28 protein-coding genes are annotated in these 23,570 nt (G+C 70.5%); 18 read left to right on the forward strand and 10 right to left on the reverse strand.

The features are described 5' to 3' along the window. Positions 1–9: 9 nt before the first annotated feature. The 7 genes from ACRSBM_RS17470 to ACRSBM_RS17500 form a co-directional block, all read right to left on the reverse strand. A complete protein-coding gene (locus ACRSBM_RS17470) occupies positions 10–423 on the reverse strand; it encodes a hypothetical protein (protein ID WP_434444491.1) in 414 nt (137 codons plus the stop codon). Positions 424–425: 2 nt separating this feature from the next. After that, the gene (locus ACRSBM_RS17475) at positions 426–848 is read right to left on the reverse strand and encodes a hypothetical protein (protein WP_434444492.1); all 423 of its coding nucleotides are present in this window, start codon (positions 846–848) and stop codon (positions 426–428) included. A gap of 62 nt (positions 849–910) precedes the next feature. Next, a complete protein-coding gene (locus tag ACRSBM_RS17480; protein ID WP_434444493.1) occupies positions 911–1,879 on the reverse strand; it encodes a PP2C family serine/threonine-protein phosphatase in 969 nt (322 codons plus the stop codon). After that, positions 1,879–4,011 (reverse strand): tetratricopeptide repeat protein, encoded by a 2,133-nt coding sequence (locus tag ACRSBM_RS17485; protein WP_434444494.1) that lies wholly within the window; start codon positions 4,009–4,011, stop codon positions 1,879–1,881. The genes ACRSBM_RS17480 and ACRSBM_RS17485 overlap by 1 nt, the downstream gene beginning before the upstream one ends. A gap of 13 nt (positions 4,012–4,024) precedes the next feature. Then, positions 4,025–4,981: a transporter substrate-binding domain-containing protein gene (locus ACRSBM_RS17490; protein WP_434444495.1), complete on the reverse strand. Its 957-nt coding sequence runs from the start codon at positions 4,979–4,981 to the stop codon at positions 4,025–4,027. Beyond that, on the reverse strand, positions 4,978–6,219 hold the full coding sequence (locus tag ACRSBM_RS17495; protein WP_434444497.1) for a hypothetical protein: 1,242 nt from the start codon (positions 6,217–6,219) through the stop codon (positions 4,978–4,980). The genes ACRSBM_RS17490 and ACRSBM_RS17495 overlap by 4 nt, the downstream gene beginning before the upstream one ends. A 141-nt stretch (positions 6,220–6,360) precedes the next feature. Continuing rightward, on the reverse strand, positions 6,361–7,113 hold the full coding sequence (locus ACRSBM_RS17500) for a TetR/AcrR family transcriptional regulator (RefSeq protein ID WP_434444498.1): 753 nt from the start codon (positions 7,111–7,113) through the stop codon (positions 6,361–6,363). 41 nt (positions 7,114–7,154) lie between these two features. Here ACRSBM_RS17500 and ACRSBM_RS17505 point away from each other — a divergent pair, with 41 nt between their 5' ends. From ACRSBM_RS17505 to ACRSBM_RS17525, 5 genes are read left to right on the forward strand one after another with little or no spacing between them, the layout of a single operon-like run. Further along, on the forward strand, positions 7,155–9,479 hold the full coding sequence (locus ACRSBM_RS17505) for a DEAD/DEAH box helicase (protein WP_434444500.1): 2,325 nt from the start codon (positions 7,155–7,157) through the stop codon (positions 9,477–9,479). Continuing rightward, positions 9,476–10,234, forward strand: a complete 759-nt coding sequence (locus ACRSBM_RS17510) for an SWIM zinc finger family protein (RefSeq protein ID WP_434444502.1) — start codon at positions 9,476–9,478, stop codon at positions 10,232–10,234. Before ACRSBM_RS17505 ends, ACRSBM_RS17510 begins: the two co-directional genes overlap by 4 nt. Positions 10,235–10,251: 17 nt before the next feature. Then, positions 10,252–10,770 (forward strand): sugar O-acetyltransferase, encoded by a 519-nt coding sequence (locus tag ACRSBM_RS17515; RefSeq protein ID WP_434453101.1) that lies wholly within the window; start codon positions 10,252–10,254, stop codon positions 10,768–10,770. Next, positions 10,760–11,380: a DUF2238 domain-containing protein gene (locus tag ACRSBM_RS17520; protein ID WP_434444504.1), complete on the forward strand. Its 621-nt coding sequence runs from the start codon at positions 10,760–10,762 to the stop codon at positions 11,378–11,380. Before ACRSBM_RS17515 ends, ACRSBM_RS17520 begins: the two co-directional genes overlap by 11 nt. A 43-nt stretch (positions 11,381–11,423) precedes the next feature. Then, on the forward strand, positions 11,424–12,143 hold the full coding sequence (locus ACRSBM_RS17525; protein WP_434453102.1) for a DUF3626 domain-containing protein: 720 nt from the start codon (positions 11,424–11,426) through the stop codon (positions 12,141–12,143). Here the strand turns inward: ACRSBM_RS17525 and ACRSBM_RS17530 are convergent. After that, positions 12,127–13,149, reverse strand: a complete 1,023-nt coding sequence (locus ACRSBM_RS17530; RefSeq protein ID WP_434444505.1) for a helix-turn-helix transcriptional regulator — start codon at positions 13,147–13,149, stop codon at positions 12,127–12,129. The genes ACRSBM_RS17525 and ACRSBM_RS17530 overlap by 17 nt on opposite strands. A gap of 108 nt (positions 13,150–13,257) precedes the next feature. On the opposite strand from ACRSBM_RS17530, the gene ACRSBM_RS17535 reads away from it, so the two are divergent. Beyond that, the gene (locus ACRSBM_RS17535) at positions 13,258–13,734 is read left to right on the forward strand and encodes a hypothetical protein (protein ID WP_434444507.1); all 477 of its coding nucleotides are present in this window, start codon (positions 13,258–13,260) and stop codon (positions 13,732–13,734) included. 77 nt (positions 13,735–13,811) lie between these two features. Continuing rightward, on the forward strand, positions 13,812–14,315 hold the full coding sequence (locus ACRSBM_RS17540; protein WP_434444508.1) for a DUF2087 domain-containing protein: 504 nt from the start codon (positions 13,812–13,814) through the stop codon (positions 14,313–14,315). On the opposite strand, the gene ACRSBM_RS17545 is transcribed toward ACRSBM_RS17540, so the two are convergent. Then, complete coding sequence (locus tag ACRSBM_RS17545) at positions 14,297–15,028, reverse strand: SDR family oxidoreductase (RefSeq protein ID WP_434444510.1); 732 nt, start codon at positions 15,026–15,028, stop codon at positions 14,297–14,299. The genes ACRSBM_RS17540 and ACRSBM_RS17545 overlap by 19 nt on opposite strands. A 109-nt stretch (positions 15,029–15,137) precedes the next feature. Here ACRSBM_RS17545 and ACRSBM_RS17550 point away from each other — a divergent pair, with 109 nt between their 5' ends. Further along, positions 15,138–15,317 carry a hypothetical protein gene (locus ACRSBM_RS17550; RefSeq protein ID WP_434444512.1) on the forward strand — a complete coding sequence of 60 codons (180 nt, stop codon included), beginning with the start codon at positions 15,138–15,140 and terminating at the stop codon, positions 15,315–15,317. Between the two features lie 199 nt (positions 15,318–15,516). Here the strand turns inward: ACRSBM_RS17550 and ACRSBM_RS17555 are convergent, their stop codons facing one another. Then, positions 15,517–15,738: a hypothetical protein gene (locus ACRSBM_RS17555; RefSeq protein ID WP_434444514.1), complete on the reverse strand. Its 222-nt coding sequence runs from the start codon at positions 15,736–15,738 to the stop codon at positions 15,517–15,519. A 114-nt stretch (positions 15,739–15,852) separates the two neighbouring features. Here ACRSBM_RS17555 and ACRSBM_RS17560 point away from each other — a divergent pair, with 114 nt between their 5' ends. From ACRSBM_RS17560 to ACRSBM_RS17605, 10 genes are all read left to right on the forward strand, one after another. After that, complete coding sequence (locus tag ACRSBM_RS17560; RefSeq protein ID WP_434444516.1) at positions 15,853–16,431, forward strand: RNA polymerase sigma factor; 579 nt, start codon at positions 15,853–15,855, stop codon at positions 16,429–16,431. Further along, on the forward strand, positions 16,428–17,696 hold the full coding sequence (locus tag ACRSBM_RS17565) for a hypothetical protein (protein ID WP_434444517.1): 1,269 nt from the start codon (positions 16,428–16,430) through the stop codon (positions 17,694–17,696). Before ACRSBM_RS17560 ends, ACRSBM_RS17565 begins: the two co-directional genes overlap by 4 nt. A gap of 54 nt (positions 17,697–17,750) precedes the next feature. Then, positions 17,751–18,233: a GNAT family N-acetyltransferase gene (locus ACRSBM_RS17570; protein ID WP_434444519.1), complete on the forward strand. Its 483-nt coding sequence runs from the start codon at positions 17,751–17,753 to the stop codon at positions 18,231–18,233. Between the two features lie 10 nt (positions 18,234–18,243). After that, positions 18,244–19,020 (forward strand): arylamine N-acetyltransferase family protein, encoded by a 777-nt coding sequence (locus tag ACRSBM_RS17575; RefSeq protein ID WP_434444521.1) that lies wholly within the window; start codon positions 18,244–18,246, stop codon positions 19,018–19,020. 37 nt (positions 19,021–19,057) lie between these two features. Then, positions 19,058–19,567 (forward strand): general stress protein, encoded by a 510-nt coding sequence (locus ACRSBM_RS17580; protein ID WP_434444523.1) that lies wholly within the window; start codon positions 19,058–19,060, stop codon positions 19,565–19,567. 113 nt (positions 19,568–19,680) lie between these two features. Beyond that, entirely contained in the window at positions 19,681–19,857 is a 177-nt protein-coding gene (locus tag ACRSBM_RS17585) for a hypothetical protein (protein WP_434444525.1), read from the forward strand. A 478-nt stretch (positions 19,858–20,335) separates the two neighbouring features. Continuing rightward, positions 20,336–21,091 carry a TetR/AcrR family transcriptional regulator gene (locus ACRSBM_RS17590; protein ID WP_434444526.1) on the forward strand — a complete coding sequence of 252 codons (756 nt, stop codon included), beginning with the start codon at positions 20,336–20,338 and terminating at the stop codon, positions 21,089–21,091. Beyond that, positions 21,088–21,927: an NAD(P)H-binding protein gene (locus ACRSBM_RS17595; RefSeq protein WP_434444528.1), complete on the forward strand. Its 840-nt coding sequence runs from the start codon at positions 21,088–21,090 to the stop codon at positions 21,925–21,927. The genes ACRSBM_RS17590 and ACRSBM_RS17595 overlap by 4 nt, the downstream gene beginning before the upstream one ends. Before the next feature lie 139 nt (positions 21,928–22,066). Next, complete coding sequence (locus ACRSBM_RS17600; protein WP_434444530.1) at positions 22,067–22,297, forward strand: hypothetical protein; 231 nt, start codon at positions 22,067–22,069, stop codon at positions 22,295–22,297. 7 nt (positions 22,298–22,304) lie between these two features. Further along, a complete protein-coding gene (locus tag ACRSBM_RS17605) occupies positions 22,305–23,555 on the forward strand; it encodes an RNA polymerase sigma factor (RefSeq protein WP_434444532.1) in 1,251 nt (416 codons plus the stop codon). Positions 23,556–23,570: the final 15 nt, after the last annotated feature.

Raw genomic sequence — 23,570 nt, forward strand, 5'->3', positions numbered from 1 at the left:
CAGCTCATTTCAGCAGCGTTTGCCCGTCGTGGCGAAGTGCGCGTACTCCGCGTTGTCGTACAGGTGCCCCTGCGCCTGCGTGCACACACTCAGCGTGTCCGTGCCCGACGACCACACCTCCTGCTGCCGGTTGGAGCCCTTCCGGTAGCCCTTCGCGCCGCCGGAGGTCAGCACCGCCGCCGAGACGCGGTAGTCGTGCCCGCGGTTGTGGTAGGAGTCCCACACGTACACGTACGCCCAGTTCTTGCCGCAGCCCTTGAACTGCTTCACCGACGCCCACTGCACGCCGGCCTCCCAGCCGATGTACGCGGTCGAGCCGATCTGCGTCACCGGACCACAACCGGGCGCGGACTCCGCGTGTGCCATCCCCGGCGACACCACCGACAGGACCAGCGCCGCCGCCGCCACGAGCGAGAGCCGCACCGTCAGCACCTCTTCTCGGTCTTGACGGTGTGGGCGTAGTCGGGGTTGCTGACGAAGTCGACCATCGACCCGGCCGCACGAGTGCACACCGACAACGTGTTGGTGCCCTTGGACCAGACGGCCTGCTGGTTGCGTGGTGCCTTCACGTACCCGTTCATCGTGGTGGTCTCGACCCACGTGGCGACCTGGAAGTCACCGACCCGGGAGACGAACGAGTCCCACACGTACACATAGGCCCAGTTCTTGCCACACCCCTTGAACTGCTTGACCGACGCCCACGCACCCGAGGAGTCGCCGTTGATGTAGGCGGTCTTGCCGATCTGCGTCACGGGGCCGCATCCCGGCGCCGACTCCGCGTGCGCCACCCCGGACGACAACCCGGCCAGAGCGATAGCGGCCACGGCCGCGACAGAAACGAATCTCACTCCCGCGACGCTGCCCGTCCCCGGTTAGCCGGCGGTAAATCACCGCAAAGAGTGAACTTTCGCTAGGGCGCCGGAGCGAATGGCACCAGCACGACGGTGATGTTGTCGTGCCCGCCCGCGTCCAGGGCCACCTTCACGAACTCCTCCGGCCCGCACGGCAGCAGCGGCTGCAGGTCCTCGGGCTGCGGCCGGTAGTTGTGCAGCCCGTCCGAGCACAGCAGGAACACCCCGGGCGAGTTCGGCCGCAGTGTCACGACCTGCGGCTCCACCCGGCCCGCGTCCGCGCCGATCCACCGCGACAGCACGTGCGCGCGGCGGTCCGTGCGGGCCTGCTCCTCGGTCAGCACACCTTCCGCCACCAGCTGCGCGGCCCACGTGTCGTCCGTGGTGAGCTGCTTGGAACCCTCGTCGGAGAGCCAGTAGGCCCGCGAGTCGCCGATCCAGCCGATCGTCACCGTCGACTCCGTGACCAGCGCCGACACGAACGTGCACGACGGCGCCACACCCCGGCCGCCCGCTTCCATGGGTTCGGTCTCCACGAGCTGCTCGACCGCGAAACACGACGCCGCCACGGCGTCGACCATCGCCTGCTCGGGGTCCGCGGTGTCGATCAGCGCGTTGAGCAGCACGTCCACGGCGGCGTCCGCGGCGGCCTGCGAGGCCTGCTCCGCGCGTTCCGACGACGCCACGCCATCGCACACCACCGCGGCGACACCCTTGCCCGCGACGTGCCCGAACGCCATCGAGTCCTCGTTGCGCGCCCGCCGCTTGCCCCGGTCCGACACACCGGACACCGCACCGAGCGTGTACTCGACCCGGTCCCGCGCCGACGGCTGGTGCCGCCCGCACTGGGTGCAGTAGTCCTCGTCATCGATGTCGGGCGACCCGCACAGGATGCATGAGGCCTGCGCGGGACCGGTCGGTCCGCCCAGCGGCGTGCGGCGCACCAAAAGGTTGTGTCCGCACGCCTCGCAGAACCGGTCCTCCGCCGCGACGGGCGCGAAGCACTCCGGGCACTTCAGGGTGTCCATCAAACCAACGTCCTAGGCCTTACCGCGTTCGCGCGGTCCACCAATGCGATCCGTTCCTCCGGCGTGGCCGCGAACCGGGCCAGCGTGCGGTAGCGACGCTCGAGACCCAGCCGAAGCTCGTGTTCGGAGAGTGCACAGTCCAGCACCTTGCCCTCGGCGGCCTGATTGCGGGTCACGTAGTCGTACGCCGCCTCCAGCACCTCCGCCGACAGCTGGGTGTGCGAGTGAACGTCGATGTCCAAGGCGCGCAACCGTTCCCCGGCCGCCACGAGGTCCTCGGCCCCGCAGTCACCCAGCTGCGCGCGCACCGCCGCGATCTGCGCCGGCAGATGTTGTGACGACGTGTCCGGAACCGACAGCAGCACCTCGACCGCCCGAGCCCGGTCCCCGCACGCCAGCAGCACCCGCGCCAGCCCGAACGCCGCCGAGACGTACGCGTGGTCCGTGCGCCACACCAGCTCGTACCAGCCCGCCGCGGCCTTGCCGTCCCCGGTGGCCTCCGCGCACACCGCCAGCGCCAGCTTCGGCGCCGCCTCGCCCGGCACCGCCGAGCACACCGCGTCGAAGAACCCCGCCGCGTCCGCGGGCCGCTGGTCGACCAGCGCCGCCAGGCCCCGGTACCAGTCAGGGCGCCAGTCCTCCGCCGGGTCGAGCTCCGGCTCGTCGAACATCGACGGCGCCGTCAGCGCCTCCAGCTCCCGCAACGCCGCCTGGGTGTCGCCGGACTCGATCAGCACCCGCACGATCCGCAGCCGCACCTCCACGGTCAGCTCCGGTGCCTTGCGCAGCCCCGCCGGATCCGACGTCGTCGCCGTCGCGAGCCACGACGCGGCCGCGTCCGAGGTGCTCACGCTCGGCGCGGGCAACGCCAGCGCCACCTCCGCCAGGTCCAGCGCGCCCTCCACGCCGAACCGGCGGCGTTCCGGCGTGAACTGCCGCGACAGACCCGGCCGCGGCACGCCGTCCTCGATCGCCAGCACCTCGCGCAGCACGCCCGTGAGCTGCTCCGCCATGTCCTCGGCCGAGCAGAACCGCAGCTCCGGGTTCGGGTTCGTGGCGCGCAGCAACAGCCGGTGGAACGACTCGAACCGGCCCAGCAGCGGTTCCTCGTCGATCGTGGGCAGCCGGTCCTTGCAGCGGCCCCGGAAGTCGAACGGGAAGCTCATCACCGCCAGCGTCCTGCCCACGGTGTAGATGTCGGAGAACACCGACGGGCCGATCGTGCCGATCTCCGGCGCCTGGTAGCCCACCGTGCCGTAGATGGGGGAGTGGTGGTCGTCGATGCGCCGCACCGCCCCTAGGTCGATCAGCTTGAGCTGCTCCTCGGTGTGGATCATGTTGTCCGGCTTGAAGTCGCAGTACAGCAACCCCACCCCGTGCAGGTAGCCGACCGCGGGCAGGATCTCCAGCACGTAGGCGATGGCCTGCGCCAGCGGCAACGCCTCGTCGCCACGGCCCTCCCGGCGCCGGTGCGTGATCATGTCCTTGATCGACTCGCCGCCGACGTACTCCATCACGATGTACTCGACGAGCTTGTCGCTCTCGCGGGCCTCGTGCCGGATGAAGTTGTGGATCTTCACGATGTTCGGGTGCTCGACCTCGGCCAGGAACCGCCGCTCGGCCAGCGCCGCCGCCATCGCGTCCGCGTCACCCGAGTCGAGCAGGCCCTTCAGCACCACCCACCGGTCACTCACCGCGTGGTCGAGCGCCAGGTACAGCCAGCCGAGGCCGCCGTGCGCCAGGCACCCCAGCACCTCGTACTGGTCGTGCAGCACCTCACCCGGCGCCAGTTTCGGCGTGAACGAGTACGCGTGCCCGCACTGCGGGCAGAACCCCTCCACCCGGCCCGGGTTGCCGTTCTTGGCCCGCCCGACCTTCTTGCCGCACTTCGAGCAGAACCGCTTCGCCTCCGGGACCTCCGGGTTGGCCAGCACCGCGGTCGTCGGATCGCGGTAGGGCACCCGCGGCACCTCGACCAGGCCCGCGCCGAGCCGGCCACGGCTCATCGACCGCGCACTGCCGCGCCGCGCCCGGCCCGAGCTCGACCGCGTCACCTCCTGCGACACCGACCAGGGCGCGGTTCCCGGTGCCGTCGACGGCCCGGTGTCGGGCAGCTCCCGCTCGTCACTCATCCCGGAACCCTCCCTAGTCCCGATAACGCGCGACCGGCGGCGTTGGTGCCGGACCCAGGGTCCTGAGCCACCGCTGGTAGAGCGCGTTCCACGTGCCGTCGGCGCGCATCCGCTCCAGCACGCCGTTGACGAACCGGACCAGGTCCTGCTGCCCCTTCGGGATCCCCACCCCGTACGACTCGTCGGTGAACCGCGAGCCCACCACCTCGGTGTACGGGTCCTGCGCCGCGAGCCCCGCCAGGATCGTGTCGTCGGTGGAGATCGCGTCCGTCTGCCCCTGCTGCAGCATCACCAGGCAGTCCGTCCAGTTCGGCACGCTCACCGTCGTCCCCGCCCGGTTCACCACGTTGCCCAGCGACGTCGACCCCGACGCCACGCACACCTTCTTGTCCTTGAGACCATCAACGTCGGTGATCCCGGAGTTACGGCGCACCAGCACCCGCTGCCCCGCCTGGTAGTAGACCTGCGAGAAGTCGACCTCCTCGAGCCGGTCACACGTGATCGTCATGGTCCGCACCACGACGTCCACCGCACCGGACTGCAGCATCGGGATCCGCTCGGCGGCGGTCACGACCTTGAACTGCACCTTCTTCTCGTCGCCGAACACGGCCTTCGCGATCTGCCGCGCCACGTCGACGTCGAAGCCCTCGATCTCACCGGTGAAGGAGTTGCGGAACCCCATCAGGTACGAGTTCTGGTCCACGCCCGCGATCAACCGGCCGCGCTGCGCGATCGTCGCCATGGTCGAGCCCGCCGGCATCTGCCCGGCCGCGGGCAACGGGCCGGGCCGCAGGCTCGCCGTCGCGTCACACGACGGTGGCGGGCCCACCTGGCTGCTCGGCGCCGCGGACACCGTGCTCGCGCCCGCCGGCTGCGGGGCGGGGGCGCCGCGGGGCGCGATCTCGCTGGGCGCGGGGCCCGCCGAACACGCGCTGAGCAGCAGCGCCGCCGCCAGGGTCAGTCGCCTCACCGGTACTCCTTGAGTCGCTGCCACAAGCCCATCGTCGACCCGGCGGCGCTGATCACCGCGAGCACCAGCATCCCCACCACCGTGCCCGCCAGCGACGACCGCGCCACCGCCACCTCGTCGCTGAAGTCCTGCCGCGCCTCCCCGATCGCGCGCACCAGCGCCTGGTCGAGCGAGTCGAAGTACGGGTTGTCGATCAGCGCCACCGCGTCGTTGTACTGCCCGGTGTCGTCGGCCTCACGGATGCGCTGGTGGACCTGCTGCCACTGCCGGAAGTGCCGCATCGCCTGATCCACGGCCTCGGTGTTCTCCAGGCGCATGGCCTGCTCCAGCAGACCCTCCAGCCGTTCGGACACCTCGACGAAGTTCTTCTCGTACGTCTGGCCCGCACCGCGCGCGACCAGCGTCAGCGTCTCCTCGCCGCGTGCCGTCAGCGTCGCGATCCGGGCCTGCGCCAGCACGTCGACCTTCTTCGACGCCGCCCGCGAGTCCGACACGTCGTTCATGACCAGCACCGACACCGTCGTCACCCACAACAACGACAGCACCGCCGCCCCGGTGGCGACGAGCAGGCCGACGTTGAGCAGCCGGTTCGTCCTGCGGGTCAGGTAGCGCTGCGTCAGCACGAGCGCGACCACGAACGCCAGTGCCACCCCCACCGCGGCCCACGGGAAATCCGTCTCGTCCTGCGCCCGTTCGACCCGGTCGGTCTCCGCCCGGTACAGCTCCTGCGCCGCCGGCAGCAGCTGGGTGCGCATCAACCCCGACGCCTCGCGCAGGTACGCCGCGCCCACCGGGAAACCCTGCCGGTTGTTCGCGCGCGCCGTCTCGATCAGGCCCGTGTAGACCGGCAGCTGCGCCGCCAGCGTCGCCGTCAGGTCGGGGGAGGAGGCCGTGGCCACCGACAACGCCGCCTGCGCCTGCGCGATGTCGGCCAGGTAGCGCTCCCGCAGCCGCGCGGGCTCCAGCCCACCGGACAGGAACGCGCTCGCCGCCGTCGCGTCCGCGTCCTGCAACGCCCGGTAGACCTCCTGCGCCGCGTGCGCGAGCGGCTCCGACCGCGTCGCCAGGTCCTCCAGCGCCCGCTCCTGCCGGTTCACGCTCCACGTCGACAGCCACCCGCTCGCCAGGCTCGCGATGACCAGCACCACGACGATCAGGCTCAGCCGCCCGGGCGTCGACCGCGCCAGACCGGTGAACCGGCGCACCAGCGCCTGCCGCGGCTGCGAGTCGATCACCACGAGCAGGCCTCCCAATGGCGAGTCGATCCGGTGGCAAGTTGATCGGCGTGGCGTAACTGTAGGCATCCACTGGACATGTCGTGGGAATTAACGACGCATGCCGCGAGGGTGTCACCCGCCTGTAACCAGCCCGGCGACGAGTCAGCCGCGGGAGGTGATCAGCCGATCGACGCCGTCCAGGATCATCGCCAGCCCGAACTCGAACGAGTGCTCCGGGCTGAACGCGCTCTGGTGCGCCTCCCCGACAGCGCCGCCCACGCGCGCCGCCACCGGATAGCGCGCCGGATCGAACACCGTCATCAGGAACGGCGCCGCCGCGTCCCACCACTGCTGGTCGGTCAGCCCCGTCTCCTGCTCGGTGATCGCCGCCGCGGTCAGCCCCCGCGCCGAGTTCTGCACGTGCCCGAGCACCAGGCTCAGCACTGAGTCCATCTCCACGTCGGAGAGCCCGACGCCCTCGATACCGCGCAGCTCGAAGTCGTACTTCGCCGCCACCTGGGGACCGAGCACCGTGCGCGACGGCGCCACCTGCAGCAACCACGGGTGCCGCCGGTACAGTGCCAGGTTCTCCCGCGCCACGTACGTCAGGTGCGCGCGCCAGCCCTCCGCCACCTCACGCCCGGTCGCGGCCTGCACGGTGTCGACCATGACGTCGATCAGCTCGCCCTTGCCCGGCACGTAGGTGTAGAGCGACATCGTCCCCACGCCCAGCGACTCGGCCACGCGGCGCATCGACAGCGCCTTGAGCCCGTCGGTGTCGGCCAGCGCGATGCCCGCCCGCACGATGCGGTCCACGCTCAGGTCCGGCTTGCCCTTGCGCGACACCCGCTCCTGGGTGCGCCACAGCAACGCCAGCGTCCGCGCCGGGTCACCGCTGCCCGTGTGTTCGATCACGAACGTGACGATACCGTACCGTATGCTGTACCGTACAGAGTATGTTCGTGCCTGCCGACCCGCCCCGATTCGGTCAGCTCCGCGGGAAGCCCCTGCTCGAAGCCCTGCCGGAGGCACTTCAGGACGACGGTTACTGGGGAGTGGCTGCCGCCACCGCGCTCGCCCTGGTCGCCCGGGGCCGGATCGTGCCCGGCGTGACGGCGGGCAACCACGACACGTGGCGCGTCGGGCCGCTCGACCACGCCGACGAGCTGCACCTGCGCCGGCTCGCCGCGCACGGCGACTACGACGAGCTCCGCCAGTTCCTCGACGCCGTCGCCGACGTGCTCCCGCGCACCGGCGAGGGCGGCCCGTTCGCCGGCGCCGAGCCGCACGACGTGCCCGAGCTCAAGGCGTGGGCCGACGAGCAGATCATGCTCTCCCTGCGCATCGAGACGACCGACGACCAGCGGTTCCGAGCCATCGTCCAGGTCCGCGCCATCACCGACCCCTACCCGCGCGACGTGCGCGGTTCGGGCCGCGAGCTCGACGCCATCAGGGCGATGAGCCGCATCGACTGGCCGCCGCTGCAACGCCTGCTCGACCAGTCCGACCTCACCGACACCGAGGTCACCGAACTACTCGGCACCGGCATCGAGGTCCACTGGCCCAAGAACCTCACCACCACGCTGTCCGCGAGAGTCGTCATCGGCGAACCCAGCGGCCGGTTCGACGCAGGCGGCCTGCTCACGTTCGACTGGCGCCTCGCTTTGGGCGGCGACGCGCTGACCGACGCGGAGATGGAGGTCGTCGCCGAGGCGTCCAGGCCGATGGTGAGGCTGCGCGACCAGTGGGTCCTCGTCGACCCGAAGTTCAGGAAGAAGGCCCGCGCCCGGCTCAGCCCGATCACCGCCGTCCAGGCCGTGACCGCCGCCCTCACCGGCACCGCGGTCATCGACGGCGAGCACGTCGAGGTCGCCCCGCACAGCCTCACCACGGCCATCGCGACCATCCCGGAGTTCCCGCAACCGGCGACGCTGCAGGCACACCTGCGCGACTACCAGCTGCACGGCCTGCGCTGGCTCGCCCACCTCACCGGCCTCGGTCTCGGCGCGTGCCTCGCCGACGACATGGGCCTCGGCAAGACCATCACCCTGATCGCCCTGCACCTGCACCGCGACCACGAACACCCGACGCTCGTCGTCTGCCCGGCCTCACTGCTCGGCAACTGGGAACGCGAGATCCGCCGCTTCGCGCCCGGCACCGAGGTCACCCGCTACCACGGTCCACAACGGACGCTCGCGCGAACGGGAATCGTCCTCACCACCTACGGCACCATGCGCCTGGACGCCGGCGCCCTGCGCGACCACGAGTGGGGCATGGTCGTCGCCGACGAGGCCCAGCACATCAAGAACCCGCACTCCGGCACCGCCAAGGCACTGCGCGGCATCCCGGCGGCGGCCCGCGTCGCCCTCTCCGGCACGCCCGTGGAGAACTCGCTGTCGGAGCTGTGGTCCATTCTGGACTGGACGACCCCCGGCCTGCTCGGCACGCACCGCGCGTTCCGCACCCGCTGGCCCGAACCCGACGACACGCTCGCCAAGGTCGTCCGGCCGTTCCTGCTGCGCCGCCGCAAGTCCGACCCCGGCGTCGCCCCCGAACTGCCCGCCAAGACCGAGACAGACCGGTTCGTCTCGTTGAGCACCGAGCAGGCCGCGCTGTACGAGGCGCTGACCAGGGAGACCCTCGAGAACCTCGCGGTCAGCGACGGCATGGCCCGCCGCGGCCTGGTGCTCAAGCTGCTGACCGGCCTCAAGCAGATTTGCAACCACCCGTCGCACTACCTCGGCCACGACACCCTGCAGGGCACGTCCGGCAAGCTCGACCTGCTCGACGAACTGCTGGACACGATCGTCGCCGAGGACGGCTCCGCGCTGGTCTTCACCCAGTACGTCGGCATGGCCAGGCTCCTGGAACGCCACATCAAACAGCCCACGAGGTTCCTGCACGGCGGCACACCCGTGCACCAGCGCGAGCAGATGGTCGACGACTTCCAGCAGGGTCGCGCGCCGGTCTTCCTGCTCTCGCTCAAAGCCGCGGGCACCGGCCTCAACCTCACCAGGGCCGACCACGTCATCCACTTCGACCGCTGGTGGAACCCCGCCGTCGAGGACCAGGCCACCGACCGCGCCTACCGCATCGGCCAGACCCGGCCCGTCCAGGTACACAAGCTCGTCACCGAAGGCACCGCCGAGGAACGCATCGCCGCGCTCCTGCAGGACAAACGCGACCTCGCCGACGCCGTCCTGCACGGCGGAGAGTCCGCGTTCACCGAACTCACCGACGCCGAACTCGCCGAACTCGTCCAGCTCAGGAGCGCCGAATGACCGCACGCGGATTCGCCGCGTTCCCCAAGGTGAAACGCCGCGTCGCCACGACGTGGTGGGGCAAGGCCTGGGTGAAGGCCCTGGAGGACACCGCCCTCGACAGCGGCCTGATCCGCCTCGGCCGCCGCTACGCCCACGCCGGCGTCGTCGGCCCCATCACCGTCAGCCCCGGCCGCCTGCACGCCCAGGTCCACGACGACGACACCGTCTACAGCACCACGGTCAGCGTCCCGGCGCTGACCGAAGTCCAATGGGGACGGTTCCTCGACCGCGTCGCCGAGCAGGCAGGGCACATCGCCGCCCTGCTGGACAACGACATGCCGCGCGACCTCGTCGCCGCCGCCGAATCCTCCGGTGTGGACCTGCTGCCCGGCATCGGCGACCTCGAACCCGACTGCGACTGCGACGGCTGGGAACTGCCCTGCCGGCACGCCGCCGCGCTCGCGTTCCAGGTCGGCTGGCTGCTCGACGCCGACCCGTTCGTGCTCCTGCTGCTCAAGGGCAAACCGGAACAGGAACTCCTCGACGCGTTGAAGCAGCGCGTCGCAGGCCCCGTCGGAACCAGAACACCTGTGGTGGTTTCCCACGAACCCGCAGTTCAGCTGGCCGACCGCCCCACGCTTCCGGCCACCACACCTGTGGTGCTCGCGGTCGAGCCGCCACCGGGGTTCTCCGCGGCCGACCTCACCGCGCTGATGGAGGTCGCCGCGAAGAGAGCCCGCGCGCTGCTGCGTTCGGGCACTCTCGACGGGTGATCACCGAGAAGCAGAAGATGATGACCGGCCGGCTCTACCGGGACTCCGACCCCGAACTGGTCGCCGAACGCCTGCGGGCCCAGGCGCTCGTGGACGAGTTCAACGCCACCCGCGACGGCGCGGTCATCTCCCGGCTGTTCGGCTCGATCGGCGAGGGCTCGTGGGTGATGCCGCGGTTTCAGTGCGACTACGGCTACCAGATCCACATGGGCGCCAACAGCTTCCTCAACTACGACGCCATCCTCATGGACTGCGCGACGATCACCATCGGCGACGACGTCTCCATCGGCCCGCGCGTCCAGCTGCTCACCGCCCTGCACCCGATCGAGGACCACGATGCTCGCCGGCAGCGGTTCGAGACCGCCGCACCCATCACCATCGGCGACAACGTGTGGCTCGGCGGCGGAGTCATCGTCTGCGCGGGAGTGACGATCGGCGACGACGCCGTGGTCGGAGCCGGTAGCGTCGTCACGCGCGACGTCCCGCCGCGGGTGCTCGCGGTCGGCAACCCCTGCAAGGTGATCCGTGAACTCTGAAAAGCGCTCCGCCACCGAACCCCTGGTCCTGCTGGGACTGACGGCCGCCGCCCTGGTCGCCTCCGGCATCACCCCGTACGACCGCACGACCTGGTACCTCGAAGTCGCGCCGGTGGTGATCGGCGCGGCGATCCTGGTCGCGACCTACCGGCGCTTCCCGTTGACGCCGCTGCTCTACCGGTTGATCTTCGTGCACGCGTTGGTCCTGATCCTCGGCGGCCACTACACCTACGCGCGCGTGCCGGTGGGGTTCTGGGTGCAGGACCTGCTCGACCTCGCGCGCAACCACTACGACCGGTTCGCCCACTTCGTGCAGGGCTTCGTGCCGGCCGTGCTCGCTCGCGAGGTCCTGCTGCGCCGCAGTCCGCTGCGCCCCGGTGGATGGCTGTTCTTCCTGGTGGTCTGCGTCTGCCTGGCCTTCAGCGCGACCTACGAGCTCGGCGAGTGGGGCGCCGCCGTCCTCGGCGGCTCGGCGGCGGAGGACTTCCTCGGCACCCAGGGCGACGTCTGGGACACCCAATGGGACATGGCCATGGCACTGCTGGGCGCGATCACCGCCCTGCTGACGCTGTCGCGGCCGCACGACCGGGAACTCGCGCGTGAGCGTTGAACAGGCGATCGCCCACGTCGCCGCCCGCTCGACCGGCCAGCCGATGCCGCGCGACCTGCGCGTCACGCTCAACTTCCACCCCGGCCACGGCGTGCTCGCCGCCCTCGTGCGCGACGGCGTCTACCGGTCGCAGTTCGAGACCGGCACCAGCAACGGCGGCCTCACCGCCCACCCCGGCGGCGCCCGCTGGGACTGGGAAAGCCGCCTGTTCGGCGGCGCCTACGACCACGCCCCGCCCGCCGACCGGCCCAAGTACGGCGCGCTCAACCACCGCCGGCGGCCGCACGGAGGCGCGCCGCGGTTCGGCTCCGCGCACGTGCGGCTGAAGGAGGAGGTGCTCGACCGCACGACGTTCTGCTACCCGGACAGCGTGTTCGACCCGGTCGACTTCGGCACCGCACAACGGTTCGCCCTCATCGACCTCGCCGACGCCGACGACCGCGACGCGCTCGACGACTACATCGAGGCCCACGTCCACGGCCCCGTCACGCTCGACGACGTCGAGGCCGTCGTGCTCGATCCCAGCTTCCCCGGCGTCGACCTGCCGTGCCCCGTCGAACGCCACCCCGGGTTCCGGCTGTCCACAGAGGACCTGCTGCGGCACGCCGGCTACCGCACGCCCGAGTCCGTCGTGCTGGGACTCGCGATCGCCCGCGACGGGTTCGTCGACCCGTACCTCTTCGAGAACACCGAAGCGGAACCCCAGGTCGTCAAACACCTGTGGCACCACCTCGCGCGGTTCGGGATCAGACCCGGTCGCTGAGCAGCGGGCGTGGCGGATCGTCCGCGCCCGCCCCGCGCGGCGGCAGGTAGATCGACGCCAACCGGCGTACCGCGTCAGTGAGGTGTTCGCGCAGTTCGGCGGGCGCGAGCACCTCGACCTCGCCGCCCATCCGCAGCAGCATCCCGGTCGCGTGACCGATCGACTCGATCGGGATCGTCACCCTGACGTACCCGCCGTCGTCCACAGCGGACTCCTCGGCCGCGCGCGCCACCACGGGCAGCACGTACGACGAGAACGACTCCCACCCCCGCGGCGAGAGCCGGATGACAGCCTCACCGGTGTACTGCCGCGACTGGAACTCCTCCAGCGACGCCGTCCAGTGCGCCGCCAGGTCGAAGCCCTCCGGCCGCGCGAACGACTCGTCCAGCACCGTCACCGACTGCATCTGCGACACCCGGTAGGTCGAGATCCTGCTGCTGCCCCGCGCGACGAGGTACCACCGCCCGGCCTTGAGCACGAGCCCGAGCGGCCGCAGCACCCGCGTGACCTCCTCCGGCGCCTGCCACCGCCGGTACACGACCTCGAGCAGCCGCTCCCGCCACACCGCGTCCGCCACGCGCTCCAGGAACGGCGAGCGCTCCGGGTCGTAGTACCAGGCGGGCGCGTCGAGGTGGAACCGCGTGGCCATCCGTTCGGCCCGATCCCGCATCGACGACGGCAACGCCGCCATCAGCTTGAGCTGCGCCGCCGACACCGCCTCACCCAGCCCCAGGTCCGCCGCCGGCCCCGGCAGCCCCGCCAGGAACAGCGACTCGGCCTCCTGCTCGGTCAGCCCGGTGAGCTTCGTCCGGTAGCCGTCGAGCAGCTGGTAGCCGCCCTGCGGGCCCGCGTCGCCGTAGAGCGGCACCCCGGCCGCGTGCAGCGACTCCACGTCCCGGTAGATCGTGCGGACCGACACCTCCAGCTCGTCGGCCAGAGCCTGCGCCGTCATCCGCCCCTTGGTCTGCAGCAGGAGCAGCAACGACACCAACCGGCTCGCACGCACGCGGACACCCTGCCACACGTCGTCAGTGATCCCGGCCGGCACAACCGGAGGAAAAACGGCGCGCGACCACTGACACACCCTGTCAGGGTTAGCTCATATGTTCGACGCATGGCTTTCTACGAGAAGCAGCTGGCGGTGAAGGAACCGCTGGTCGTCGCGGGCAGACACGTCAAGCGCTACGAGGTGGTCACTCCGGGGCTGGAGATCACCGACGACGTCCGCGCGGCCGCCTACGAGTTCCTGCCCAAGATCTACCCGGACTTCGCCGACCCGACCCCGCCCGCCACCGTGACGGTCCTGCACCGCAGCGCCGCGGGCATGTACCTCAACGCCTACAACTGGGTCTGGGACAACGTCCTGCACTGCCGCACCGCCGTGTCCGGCGACCAGCCGTTCCTCGGCTCGACCGACCCGGACCTCACGCACTTCAGCGTCATCCCGAAGGACCTCATCGGCTGCGTGTGGGAGCTGCCGCCGCTGGAACACGAGCGCCGCGCGTGGGTGCGGCACGTCCTGGCGCCCGACGAGCCGGACTTCGAGGGCTACCTCGCCGACGCCATGGCCGAAGGCCTGGTGGGCCGATGAACGACTGGCAGGGCGCGCCGTCCCGCTGAGCGGCCCGACCACGAAATCGGCTGGACGGCGCGGTTACGGTCGCAGACATGACCACCCCGGAGAACGTCGTGCGCGCGCTGGCCGAACCGATGCGGCTGCGGGCGTTCGCCGCCGTCGTGCTCGGAGCGGGAACGCCGGCCGACGTCGCCGCCGCCTCCGGGCTCGAGGTCAAGGACGCCGGCACCGCGCTGCGCAAGCTGCGGGAGGCCGGGCTGGTCGAGGGGGAACCCGCCCGGCCGGCCGACCTCAAGCCGCTCGCGGCGACGCTCACCGGGCGGGTGCCCGCCGACGGGCTCGCGCCGTTCGTGCGCGGCGACAAGCTGATCTCGTTGCCCGTCGCGCACGAACGCCGTCGCAAGATCCTCGAACACGTCGCCTCGCACGCCTTCGTCCCGCAGACCTACTACGAGGAGAAGGAGATCAACGAGCGGCTGAGGAGCTGGTGCGACGGGGGAGAGCTCGACCACGTCACCATCCGCCGCTACCTCGTCGACCTCGGCCTGCTCGAACGCGGCGGCGGCCTGTACCAGGCTCAGCCTCTGCCGATGTAGGGCATCGAGGTGGCCATCACGGTCATGAACTGCACGTTGGCGTTCAACGGCAGCTGAGCCTGGTACAGCACCGCGTCGGCCACGTGCCGCACGTCGAACGTCGGCTCCGGCGCCGTCGAGAAGTCCGCCTGCAGCACGCCCTGCCCCATCCGCTCGGTCATCTCCGTCGCCGCGTTGCCGATGTCGATCTGCCCGCACGCGATGCCGAAGGCCCGGCCCTCCAGCGACAGCGACTTGGTCAGTCCGGTCATCGCGTGCTTGGTCGCGTTGTACGCCACCGAGTGCGGGCGCGGCACCGAGGCGGAGATCGAGCCGTTGTTGATGATCCGGCCGCCGCCGTGGGTCTTCATCACCCTGAACGCCTCACGCGCGCACAGAAACGCGCCCGTGAGGTTCACACCGACGACCTTCTCCCACGCGCCGAGGCTGAACTCCTCGATCGGCGTCGGGCGCACGTTCATACCGGCGTTGTTGAACAACACGTCCACACGGCCCCAGCGGGAGACCACGGCGTCGAACAACGCGACGACCGAGTTTTCGCGCGACACATCGGTCGGCACGACGAGCGCGGAGCCGGGAAAGCCCTCTCCGGTGTCGATCAACGCGTCCTCGCGCCGGCCCGCCAGCGCCACCTGGAAGCCTGCCGCCAGCAGGGTTCGCGCCGCCGCGCGACCCACCCCGGAACCCGCTCCCGTCACGACCGCGACCGCCATCGGTGATCTCCCCTCGATCCAGCGATTGCCCACAGTGTCCGGCGTGGAGTAAGAACCTCGTGTGGAGTGCGAAGAGGACACCTGCCGGCTTTGTGCGGGGTCCGGAACCATGTCGTGGCAGCAACCCGTTCCCGGCCCGGAAGGCCTTGTCCTGCACGAGATGTCGCATCCGTGTCCGCGCGGGTGCTCCGGCTGGTGGATGCTCCCGCACGGTGAACGCAGCGGCATCGTCGCAGGCAACGTCGCGCGTGCCAACGAGATTCCGGCCGGACCGTCCACCCCGGTGTGATCACCGAGCGTGCACGACGGGGGTCACCCGTTATTGCCGGGAGGGTCCCTGCTTGGCGGCTGCCCTCGCTCCCAGCGGAAGCGGACACTGTTCTGCTGTGAAGGAGTGCAGCCGTTGCCTTGGTTCCGGGCTCAACGAGGACCGGACCGCCTGCCGGGTCTGCGGTGGCCTGGGTCAGGTCCCCGACCGCTAGCCAGGCCTACCTCTTCGTCATCAAGGTCGGGCCGAGGATCCGGCGGGCCAGCCGCCGGGTCAGCGACTTCGGCTTGCGCTCAGCCGCCGGGGCCGGCGCGGGGGCTGATGGAGCGGGCGTCACCGGCGACACTCCTGGGATGGTCGCCGCGTCCAGTTCCTCGGTCGTGATCTTCGCGAACACCTGGGTCTCCGGCTCGACACTGCCGGATTGCTGCTCGATCGGCACGCCACGATCTTGCCATCGGTGTCATAGGCGCCTCGAATGAGGGGCTCGCTCCCCGCCACCGCGTGACGCGCGTCACGCAGCACACTGGGCCGTGACGGCCCCAGGCGGAGTGTGATGACTGAGACGACCGAGCGCGCGGACGTGGGGCCACCCGACACGCGCCTCTGGGAACAGATCGCGAAAGGCGACCACGCCGCGTTCACCCAGCTGTTCGAACGCCACGCCGAAGCGGTCTGGAACTACGCCTACCGGCTCACGGCCTCGTGGTCGCAGGCCGAGGACCTGCTCTCCGCGACGTTCCTGACCGCGTGGCGCAAGCGCGGCGAGGCCCAGCTGGTGCGAGACTCCGCGCTGCCGTGGCTCTACACCGTGACCGCGAACCGCGCCCGCACCGAGTGGCGGGCGTCGCGCAGAGCGTTGCGCCTGGTCACGAGGCTGACACCGCAGGACGAACGCGACCACGCCGACGAGGTCGCCGCCCGCACCGACGCCCAGCGCAGACTCGCGCAGGTCGTGGCCGCGATCGCGAAACTGCCCCAGTCCGAACGCGAGATCGCCCAGCTCTGCCTGCTCGGCGACGTGTCCACCGCCGACGCCGCCGCGCTCCTCGGGATCGCCGAGTCGAGCGTGCGCGCCCGCGTCTCCCGCACTCGCGCCCGGTTGCGCGACCTGACCCCCGAGGACAACGGATGATCGACCACCTGCCCGACCACCGCACCCTGCCCGACGACGTCCGCATGCGCGCCCGCCAGCGCCTGTCCGAGGGCATGAGCCCCGCCGCCCGCAACGGCAGGCCCGCCCTGATCGCCGCCGGTGTCAGCCTTCTCGCCGTGGGTGCCGTTGTCGCCGGCCAGGCCGTGATCGGCGGCTCCGCCGACGTGGCCGCGCCTCCTGTGCAGTACAACGGCGAGTTCGTCGGCAAGGACCGCACGGTCGTCAACCACGTCGAACTCGGCAAGGTCGCCCCCGACGCGCTGGCCCGCTGTGTCGCCGCGGCGAGGGCGCACCCACCGGCCGAGCAGTGGCAGCCGATCGCGACCAGCCACAAGAACGGCACGGTCCTCACGGCGTTCCGCGGCCCGACCGGCCTGTTCTTCTGCGCGAACACCGCCACCACGACGACGATCTCCGAGCCGAACGCGGCCAAGATCGAGGACGGCCGCCGCAAGGTGAGGATCCTGTTCACCACCCCGTCCGGCACGATGGCGGGCCTGGTCTCACCGGACGTCAGCTTCCTCAGCCTGTCCCAGATCGCCGACTCCGGGCAGAACAGCACCCTGCCCGCGCTCGTGGAGGGCCTGTTCCTCGCCCCCAGCGGCTTCCAGAAGGCGGAGAACGGCACGAAAGCGCTGGTCAACGGCGAGCAGTCCGCCGTGCGAGGCGTGCCGAAGCCCACGCCGTCCGTCGTCGACCGGCCGCTGCCGCCCGCCGCCCGCGACACGCCCGAGACCGCGCGGTTCGGCGCCTGCCTGAAGGGCCGGCCGGTCCCGGACGCCGACCAGTTCGCGCTCGGCCTCACGGCCAAAGTGAGCGCCACCGACACGATCATCACCGGACGGTTCGGCGACCTGCTGCTCTACTGCCGGGAGGCGGACAACGACCCGACCCCCGGCATGGTCTACGACCTCGACGACATGGAGGAGCTCCGCGGCACGACCGTCGCGGCGATGTCGGCCTTCTACGACTTCAAGCCGTTCAAGGTCAAGGAAGGCGGCGAGGAGGGGGAGCTGGAGTCGGGCGGCAGCACCTCCTCCGCGGCCGTCGGCCTGGTCCTCGATCCGAAGGTCGCGTCGATCACCTACGTCCGGCCGGGCACGGCCGACGTGCCCGCGTCGATGGGCAACGGCACGTTCGTGCTGGCCGCGCCGCTGATCGACCGGCACCCGGACGCCCGCGTGGTCGTGCGGGACGCCGCCGGCAACATCCTGGAGACGATCACGCCGGCGAACGTCCCGTAGGCCCGCGTCGCCGCGGACCGGTAAAGCGGTGGACGACCGCGACAGGATTCCCCCGTGGAAACCGAACGCCTGACGCTTCGCCCGGTCGCCGAGTCCGACGTGGACTCGCTGCGCGCGCTGCACGCCGACGCCGAGGTGATGCGGTTCCTCGATCCGGCGCCGGTCGAGAACTACCTCGGAGACAGCTTCCACGCGGCCCACGACAAGGCCACCGGCCGGTTCGTCGGCTGGTTCGAGCTCCGGCCGACGGGGTCGGGTGAGGCGGAGCTCGGCTACCGGCTGCACCGCGAGTTCTGGGGCCTCGGCTACGCCACCGAAGGCGCGAAAGCGCTGATCGAACGCGGTTTCACGGTTGGCGGCGTGCGGCGGGTCGTCGCGACCACGATGTTCGTCAACGCGGGTTCCCGGCGCGTGATGGAGAAGTGCGGACTGCGGCACGTCCGCACCTTCCACGTCGACTTCCCGGATCCGTTGCCCGGTTCGGAATACGGAGAGGTCGAATACGCGCTGACGAAAGAGGAATGGCAACAGGCCTAGGGGGAACACCATGTGGCAGACGGAATCGGTCGACCTGGACGCGTACTTCGAGCGCACCGGAGCTTCAGCGTCGAGTTCACTGACCGAGTTGCACGAGGCGCATGTGCGTGCCATTCCGTTCGAGAACATCGACGTGATGCTGGGCCGCGTGCCGTCGCTGGACCTCGACGACATCCAGGCGAAGCTGGTCGGACGCCGCCGCGGCGGCTACTGCTACGAGCACCAGTTGCTGTTCACGGCCGTGCTGGAACGCCTCGGCCACACCGTCGAACGGCGGATGAGCCGCGTGAAGACCGGGCCGCGCACGCACTTCATGTCGATCGTGGACGGGCAGCTCGTCGACGTCGGCTTCGGAGCCGGGATGCTGCACCCGATGCCGCTGGTCGACGGCGTGGTCGTGGACCAGGCCGGATGGCCGCACCGGCTGCGTCGCGAAGATCGCCGCTGGGTGCTGGAGAAGCAGTCGGCGGAGGGCTGGGAGCCGCAGCACGCCTTCGAGGACGACGTCGAGCAGCGGCCCGTGGACTACGCGGCCGCGAACTATTACGTCGCCACGCACGAGCGTTCGCCGTTCAGCCGCCAGTTGGTCGTCATGCGTCTCGAACCGGGTCTGAGCCGCCGGCTGGTCGGCACGGAGCTCACCGTCGAGCACGCCGGCGCGAAACCTGAGAATTCTCAGGTTGAGGACCTCGCGAAAACGTTGGAATCGCTGGACATCACGCTTACCGAGAGGGAGCTGAGTCACATCAGCTCAACTCTGGGAACAAAAGTGGGAGCGCGTTCGTAATACCAGGTGTAGGGATCGCATTTCGGAGGTGTTGGAAATGACCACCGCGACTCCGTTCGTCACCGGAGCCAATTCCACTGGCGTCAATGCACTGCCCACGCCGCCCACCGGGTGGCCCATCGGTTCCTACGCGACCTACGAACAGGCGCAGCGGGCCGTGGACCACCTGGCGGACAACGACTTCCCGGTCGCCGACGTCACGATCGTCGGGGTCGGCCCGATGATCGTCGAACGCGTCACCGGCCGGCTGACCTGGGGCCGCGTTCTCGGCACGGGTGCCGCGTCGGGCGCCTGGCTCGGTCTGTTCGTCGGTCTGCTGCTGGGCCTGTTCTCCACCGGCGGCGCCATCGCCCCGATCATCACGGGTCTGGTCGCCGGTACGGTGTTCGGTCTCGCCAGCGCCGCCGTCCGGTACGCGGCCACGCGCGGCCGTCGTGACTTCGCCTCGACCACCCAGCTCGTGGCCGGTCACTACGACGTGCTCAGCCAGCCGCGCAGCGCCGAGCGCGGCAAGGACATGCTGACGACGCTCGCGTGGCGCTCGTGACCACCCGCCCACAAGCCTGACAAACCAGCTCCCACCACAGGAAACGCCGTCCCGGACGACCGGGGCGGCGTTTTCGCTTACTGACGGCATGGCGCACCTGGGGGAGCGGTGCGGTGGCGGATGGCGCGTGGGACGCGGCGCCTGTCGGCCCTGTCCGGGTGGTGCCGGTCCTGATCTCGTGCGTGCCGGCCCGAGCTCGCGAGACCGGAGTGGCCGTCGGGCTGGTCCTGCTCGCGCTGCTGGTGGTTCGTGGTGCCGCGTGGCCTGGGACGGTCCGGGCCGCAGGGTGAACCAGAAGGGGCGGCAGCCCGCAGGCTTGCCGCCCCTGTCACTGTCTGGGCTCCTTTCGCGCCGGCTGGACGGGACGTGCGTTCCTCATCCAGCCGGAGGAGATCGCTGCCGCGACCTCGCGACCCCGGCGCGCCGCACCTCTCGCAACGTGGCGGGTTCCGGATAGCCCGCCGCGTTGACGCGAGAGTGAGGACGCGGTGTCGGCATTGTGCCGAAGTTGGCGTCGATGATCGCCTCGAACTCCGCGCTCACCCATGCCGGATCGGCGCACACCAGGTCCGCGAAAGCCCTCTCGCTAGTACTCAGCACCTCGTGTCACTCCCTTGAGGAAGAGCTACCAGGTACAGATTTTTTGTAGCGCCGACTGTAGATATTGTCAAGCACCAACTTGAGGACTCACCTGAACGAGGATCGGCCCAGGTTTCCGTATGACATACGGTATTGTTTCCGTATGGCCTACGGAAATGGGGTGGACGGATGGCCGCCGAACGCAGTGGCGGGGGAGACCCGGCCAGGACGCTCGCACTGCTCTGGCGCACACCGCCGGAGCCGAAGCAGGTGGGCAGGAAGCCGAAGGTGAGCGTCGACCAGATCGTCACCGCGGCGATCGCGGTGGCCGACCGCGAGGGGCTCGGCGCGATGTCGATGGCCCGCGTCGCGCAGGAACTGACCGTCGGCACGATGTCGCTCTACACGCACGTGCCCGGCAAGGCCGAGCTGATCGACCTGATGGCCGACACCGTGCTGCAGGAACGAGACCTCACGCCCGAAGGCACGTGGCGCGAACGCATCAAGCACTACGCCGACCGCACGCGCGAGGTCTACCAGGCACACCCGTGGATGCGGGACGTGTCGATGGTGCGGCCGCCGCTCGGGCCGGGGCTGATGGACGGTCAGGAGTTCCTGCTGGCCGCGCTCGCCGACTCCGGGCTGGAACCGCGGCAGGTGACGGTCGCGCAGGTGGCGGTCGAGGGGTTCGTGCACGGCGCGGCCGCGTCCGAGGTGGACGACCAGCAGCTCGCGGCGACGACCGGTGAGTCCGGTGACTCGTGGTGGGGTGCGCGGCAGGTGTTCTGGGACGACTACTTCGACGTCGAGCGCTACCCGACGATGACGACCCTCTGGAACGCCGGCGCCTACGACACCGAGGGCACGCTCGCCGACAGCGTGCGCGGCTCGTTCGACTACGGGCTCGACAGACTGCTCGACGGAATCGAAGGGGGCCTGCGATGACGATCCTGGTCACCGGTGCGACGGGCAACGTCGGCCGCCTGGTGGTGCGCGGACTCATCGGGCCGGTGCGGGCGATCACCCGCGACCCGGCCAAGGCCGCGTTCCCGGACGGCGTGGAGGTCGCGAAGGCCGACCTCGACGACCCGGACAGCATCCCGTTCGACGGCGTGGAGAAGCTGTACCTGTTCGCGCACCCGCCGACCGCCCAGGAGGTGGTGGATCGGGCGGTGCGGGCCGGCGTCCGCAGGATCGTGACGTTGTCCTCGGGCGCGGTGACCTACGGCTACGACACCAGCCATCACCTGCCGGTCGAGCAGGCCGTCGAGGCGTCCGGCGTGGAGTGGACGCACCTGCGGCCCGGCGAGTTCGCCGTCAACAAGATCGATCTGTGGGGGCCGTCGATCCGGGAGGACGGCACGATCGTGCACCCCGACCCGGACGCGTTCGGGCAGCCGATCCACGAAGCCGACATCGCCGACGTGGCGATCAGAGTGCTGCAGGAGGACGGGCACGCGGGCAAGGCCTACACCCTGACCGGGCCGCCGCAGCTCACCCAGCGGGAGATGGCCGCGGCCATCGGTGAGGCGATCGGCCGCGAACTGACGTTCCAGGACGTCACGGTCGACGAAGCGCTCGCCTACTACGTGAGCATCGGCTGGCCGGAGGAGATCGCACGGTACATCCTCGGCATCGCCGGCTACGAGGGCGGCGACCCGGACGACTTCGCCGACTACGAGTTCGTCGTGTCGCCGGACTACGAAGCGGTCACCGGCAGGCCGTACCGGACGTTCGCGCGGTGGGCTCGCGACCACGTCGCCGACTTCACCGCGAAATGACCGGATAACCGCACGGCCTCCGCGCCGAAACCAGGTCCCGGCGCGGTGGCCGCCGCCTTTTGAGACCAGCCGCTGATCATCCTGTCGATTCCGGCACCCCCTCGTTCGACGTCGATGTAGGAGCGACCGAGGAGGTCCGGTGCGGTTCATGGTGTTCGTCAGGAGCCCGAAACCGTTGGCGGCACTGCACAGGGACGCGCTCGAGCGCGCGGGCGTCCTGCTCGACGCCGGCGACCTGGTGCCCGGCGCGTGCGGGGTGTCGGGGTACTGGCTGATCGACGTCCGCAGCCGGGAGGAGGCGGTGGAGCGTATCAGGCGCATCGCCCTTCCGGCGTGCGTCGTGGAAATACGGCAGGTGGCTGTGGTCTGATGCCCCCATGGGGGCTACCACCTCGGTGCACCGCACCATCGACGCTGTCTGGCGGATGGAGTCGGCGAAGGTCATCGCCGCTCTGGCGCGGTACACCCGCGACGTCGGACTCGCCGAGGAGATGGCGCAGGACGCGCTGGTCGCTGCCCTGGAGCAGTGGCCGGAGGAAGGCGTGCCGCGCAACCCCGGCGCGTGGCTGACGACGACGGCGAAGCGGCGGGCGATCGACCAGATCCGGCGGCGCGAGAACTTCAACCGCAAGGTCGAGGAGATCGGCCGCGACGTCCAGGAGGCCACGCCGGACGCCAGCGAGGGCATCGAGGACGAGATCGGCGACGACCTGCTGAGCCTTATCTTCACGGCCTGCCACCCCGTGCTGGGCACCGAGGCGCGGGTCGCGCTGACGTTGAAGATGCTGGGCGGCCTCAAGACCGAGGAGATCGCCCGCGCGTTCCTGGTCAGCGACTCCACGGTGGCGCAACGGATCGTGCGCGCCAAGAAGGCACTGGCCGACGCCGGTGTGCCGTTCGAGGTCCCCGAAGGTCCCGACCTCGCGCCCCGGCTGGCGTCGGTGCTCGAAGTGATCTACCTGATCTTCAACGAGGGCTACTCCGCGACCCAGGGCGACGACTGGCTGCGTCCCGAACTGTGCGCGGAGGCGCTGCGGCTCGGCCGCGTGCTCGCCGAGCTCGCGCCCAAGGAGGCCGAGGTGCACGGCCTGGTCGCGTTGATGGAGATCCAGGCCTCCCGCTCCAAGGCCCGCACCGGGCCCGGCGGCGAACCCGTGCTGCTGCTCGAGCAGGACCGCGGCAAGTGGGACTGGCTGCTCATCGGCCGCGGCCTCAAGGCCCTCGAACGCGCCGAGGCGCTCAACCAGCCGCCCGGCCCGTACTACGTGCAGGCCGCCCTCGCCGCGTGTCACGGCCGCGCGCGCAGGGCCGAGGACACCGACTGGCAGCGCATCGCCACGCTCTACCAGGTGCTCGCGCAGATCTCGCCGTCGCCGATCGTCGAGCTCAACCGCGCGGTCGCGTTGTCGATGGCCTTCGGGCCAGCGGCCGGCCTCGCGCTCGTCGACGAGATCTCCGGTGCGAAGGCGTTGCAGGGCTACCACCTGCTGCCCAGCGTGCGCGGCGATTTCCTGGTCAAGCTCGGCCGGGCGCGGGAGGCGAAGGCGGAGTTCGAGAAAGCCGCCTCGCTCACCCGCAACGAACGCGAGAAGGTGCTCCTGCTGCAACGCGCCGCCGCCTGCGACTGAGAGGGATTGGCCGCG

It is taken from the genome of Lentzea xerophila, assembly GCF_051094245.1.
GTDB classification, from domain to species: Bacteria; Actinomycetota; Actinomycetes; order Mycobacteriales; family Pseudonocardiaceae; genus Lentzea; species Lentzea xerophila.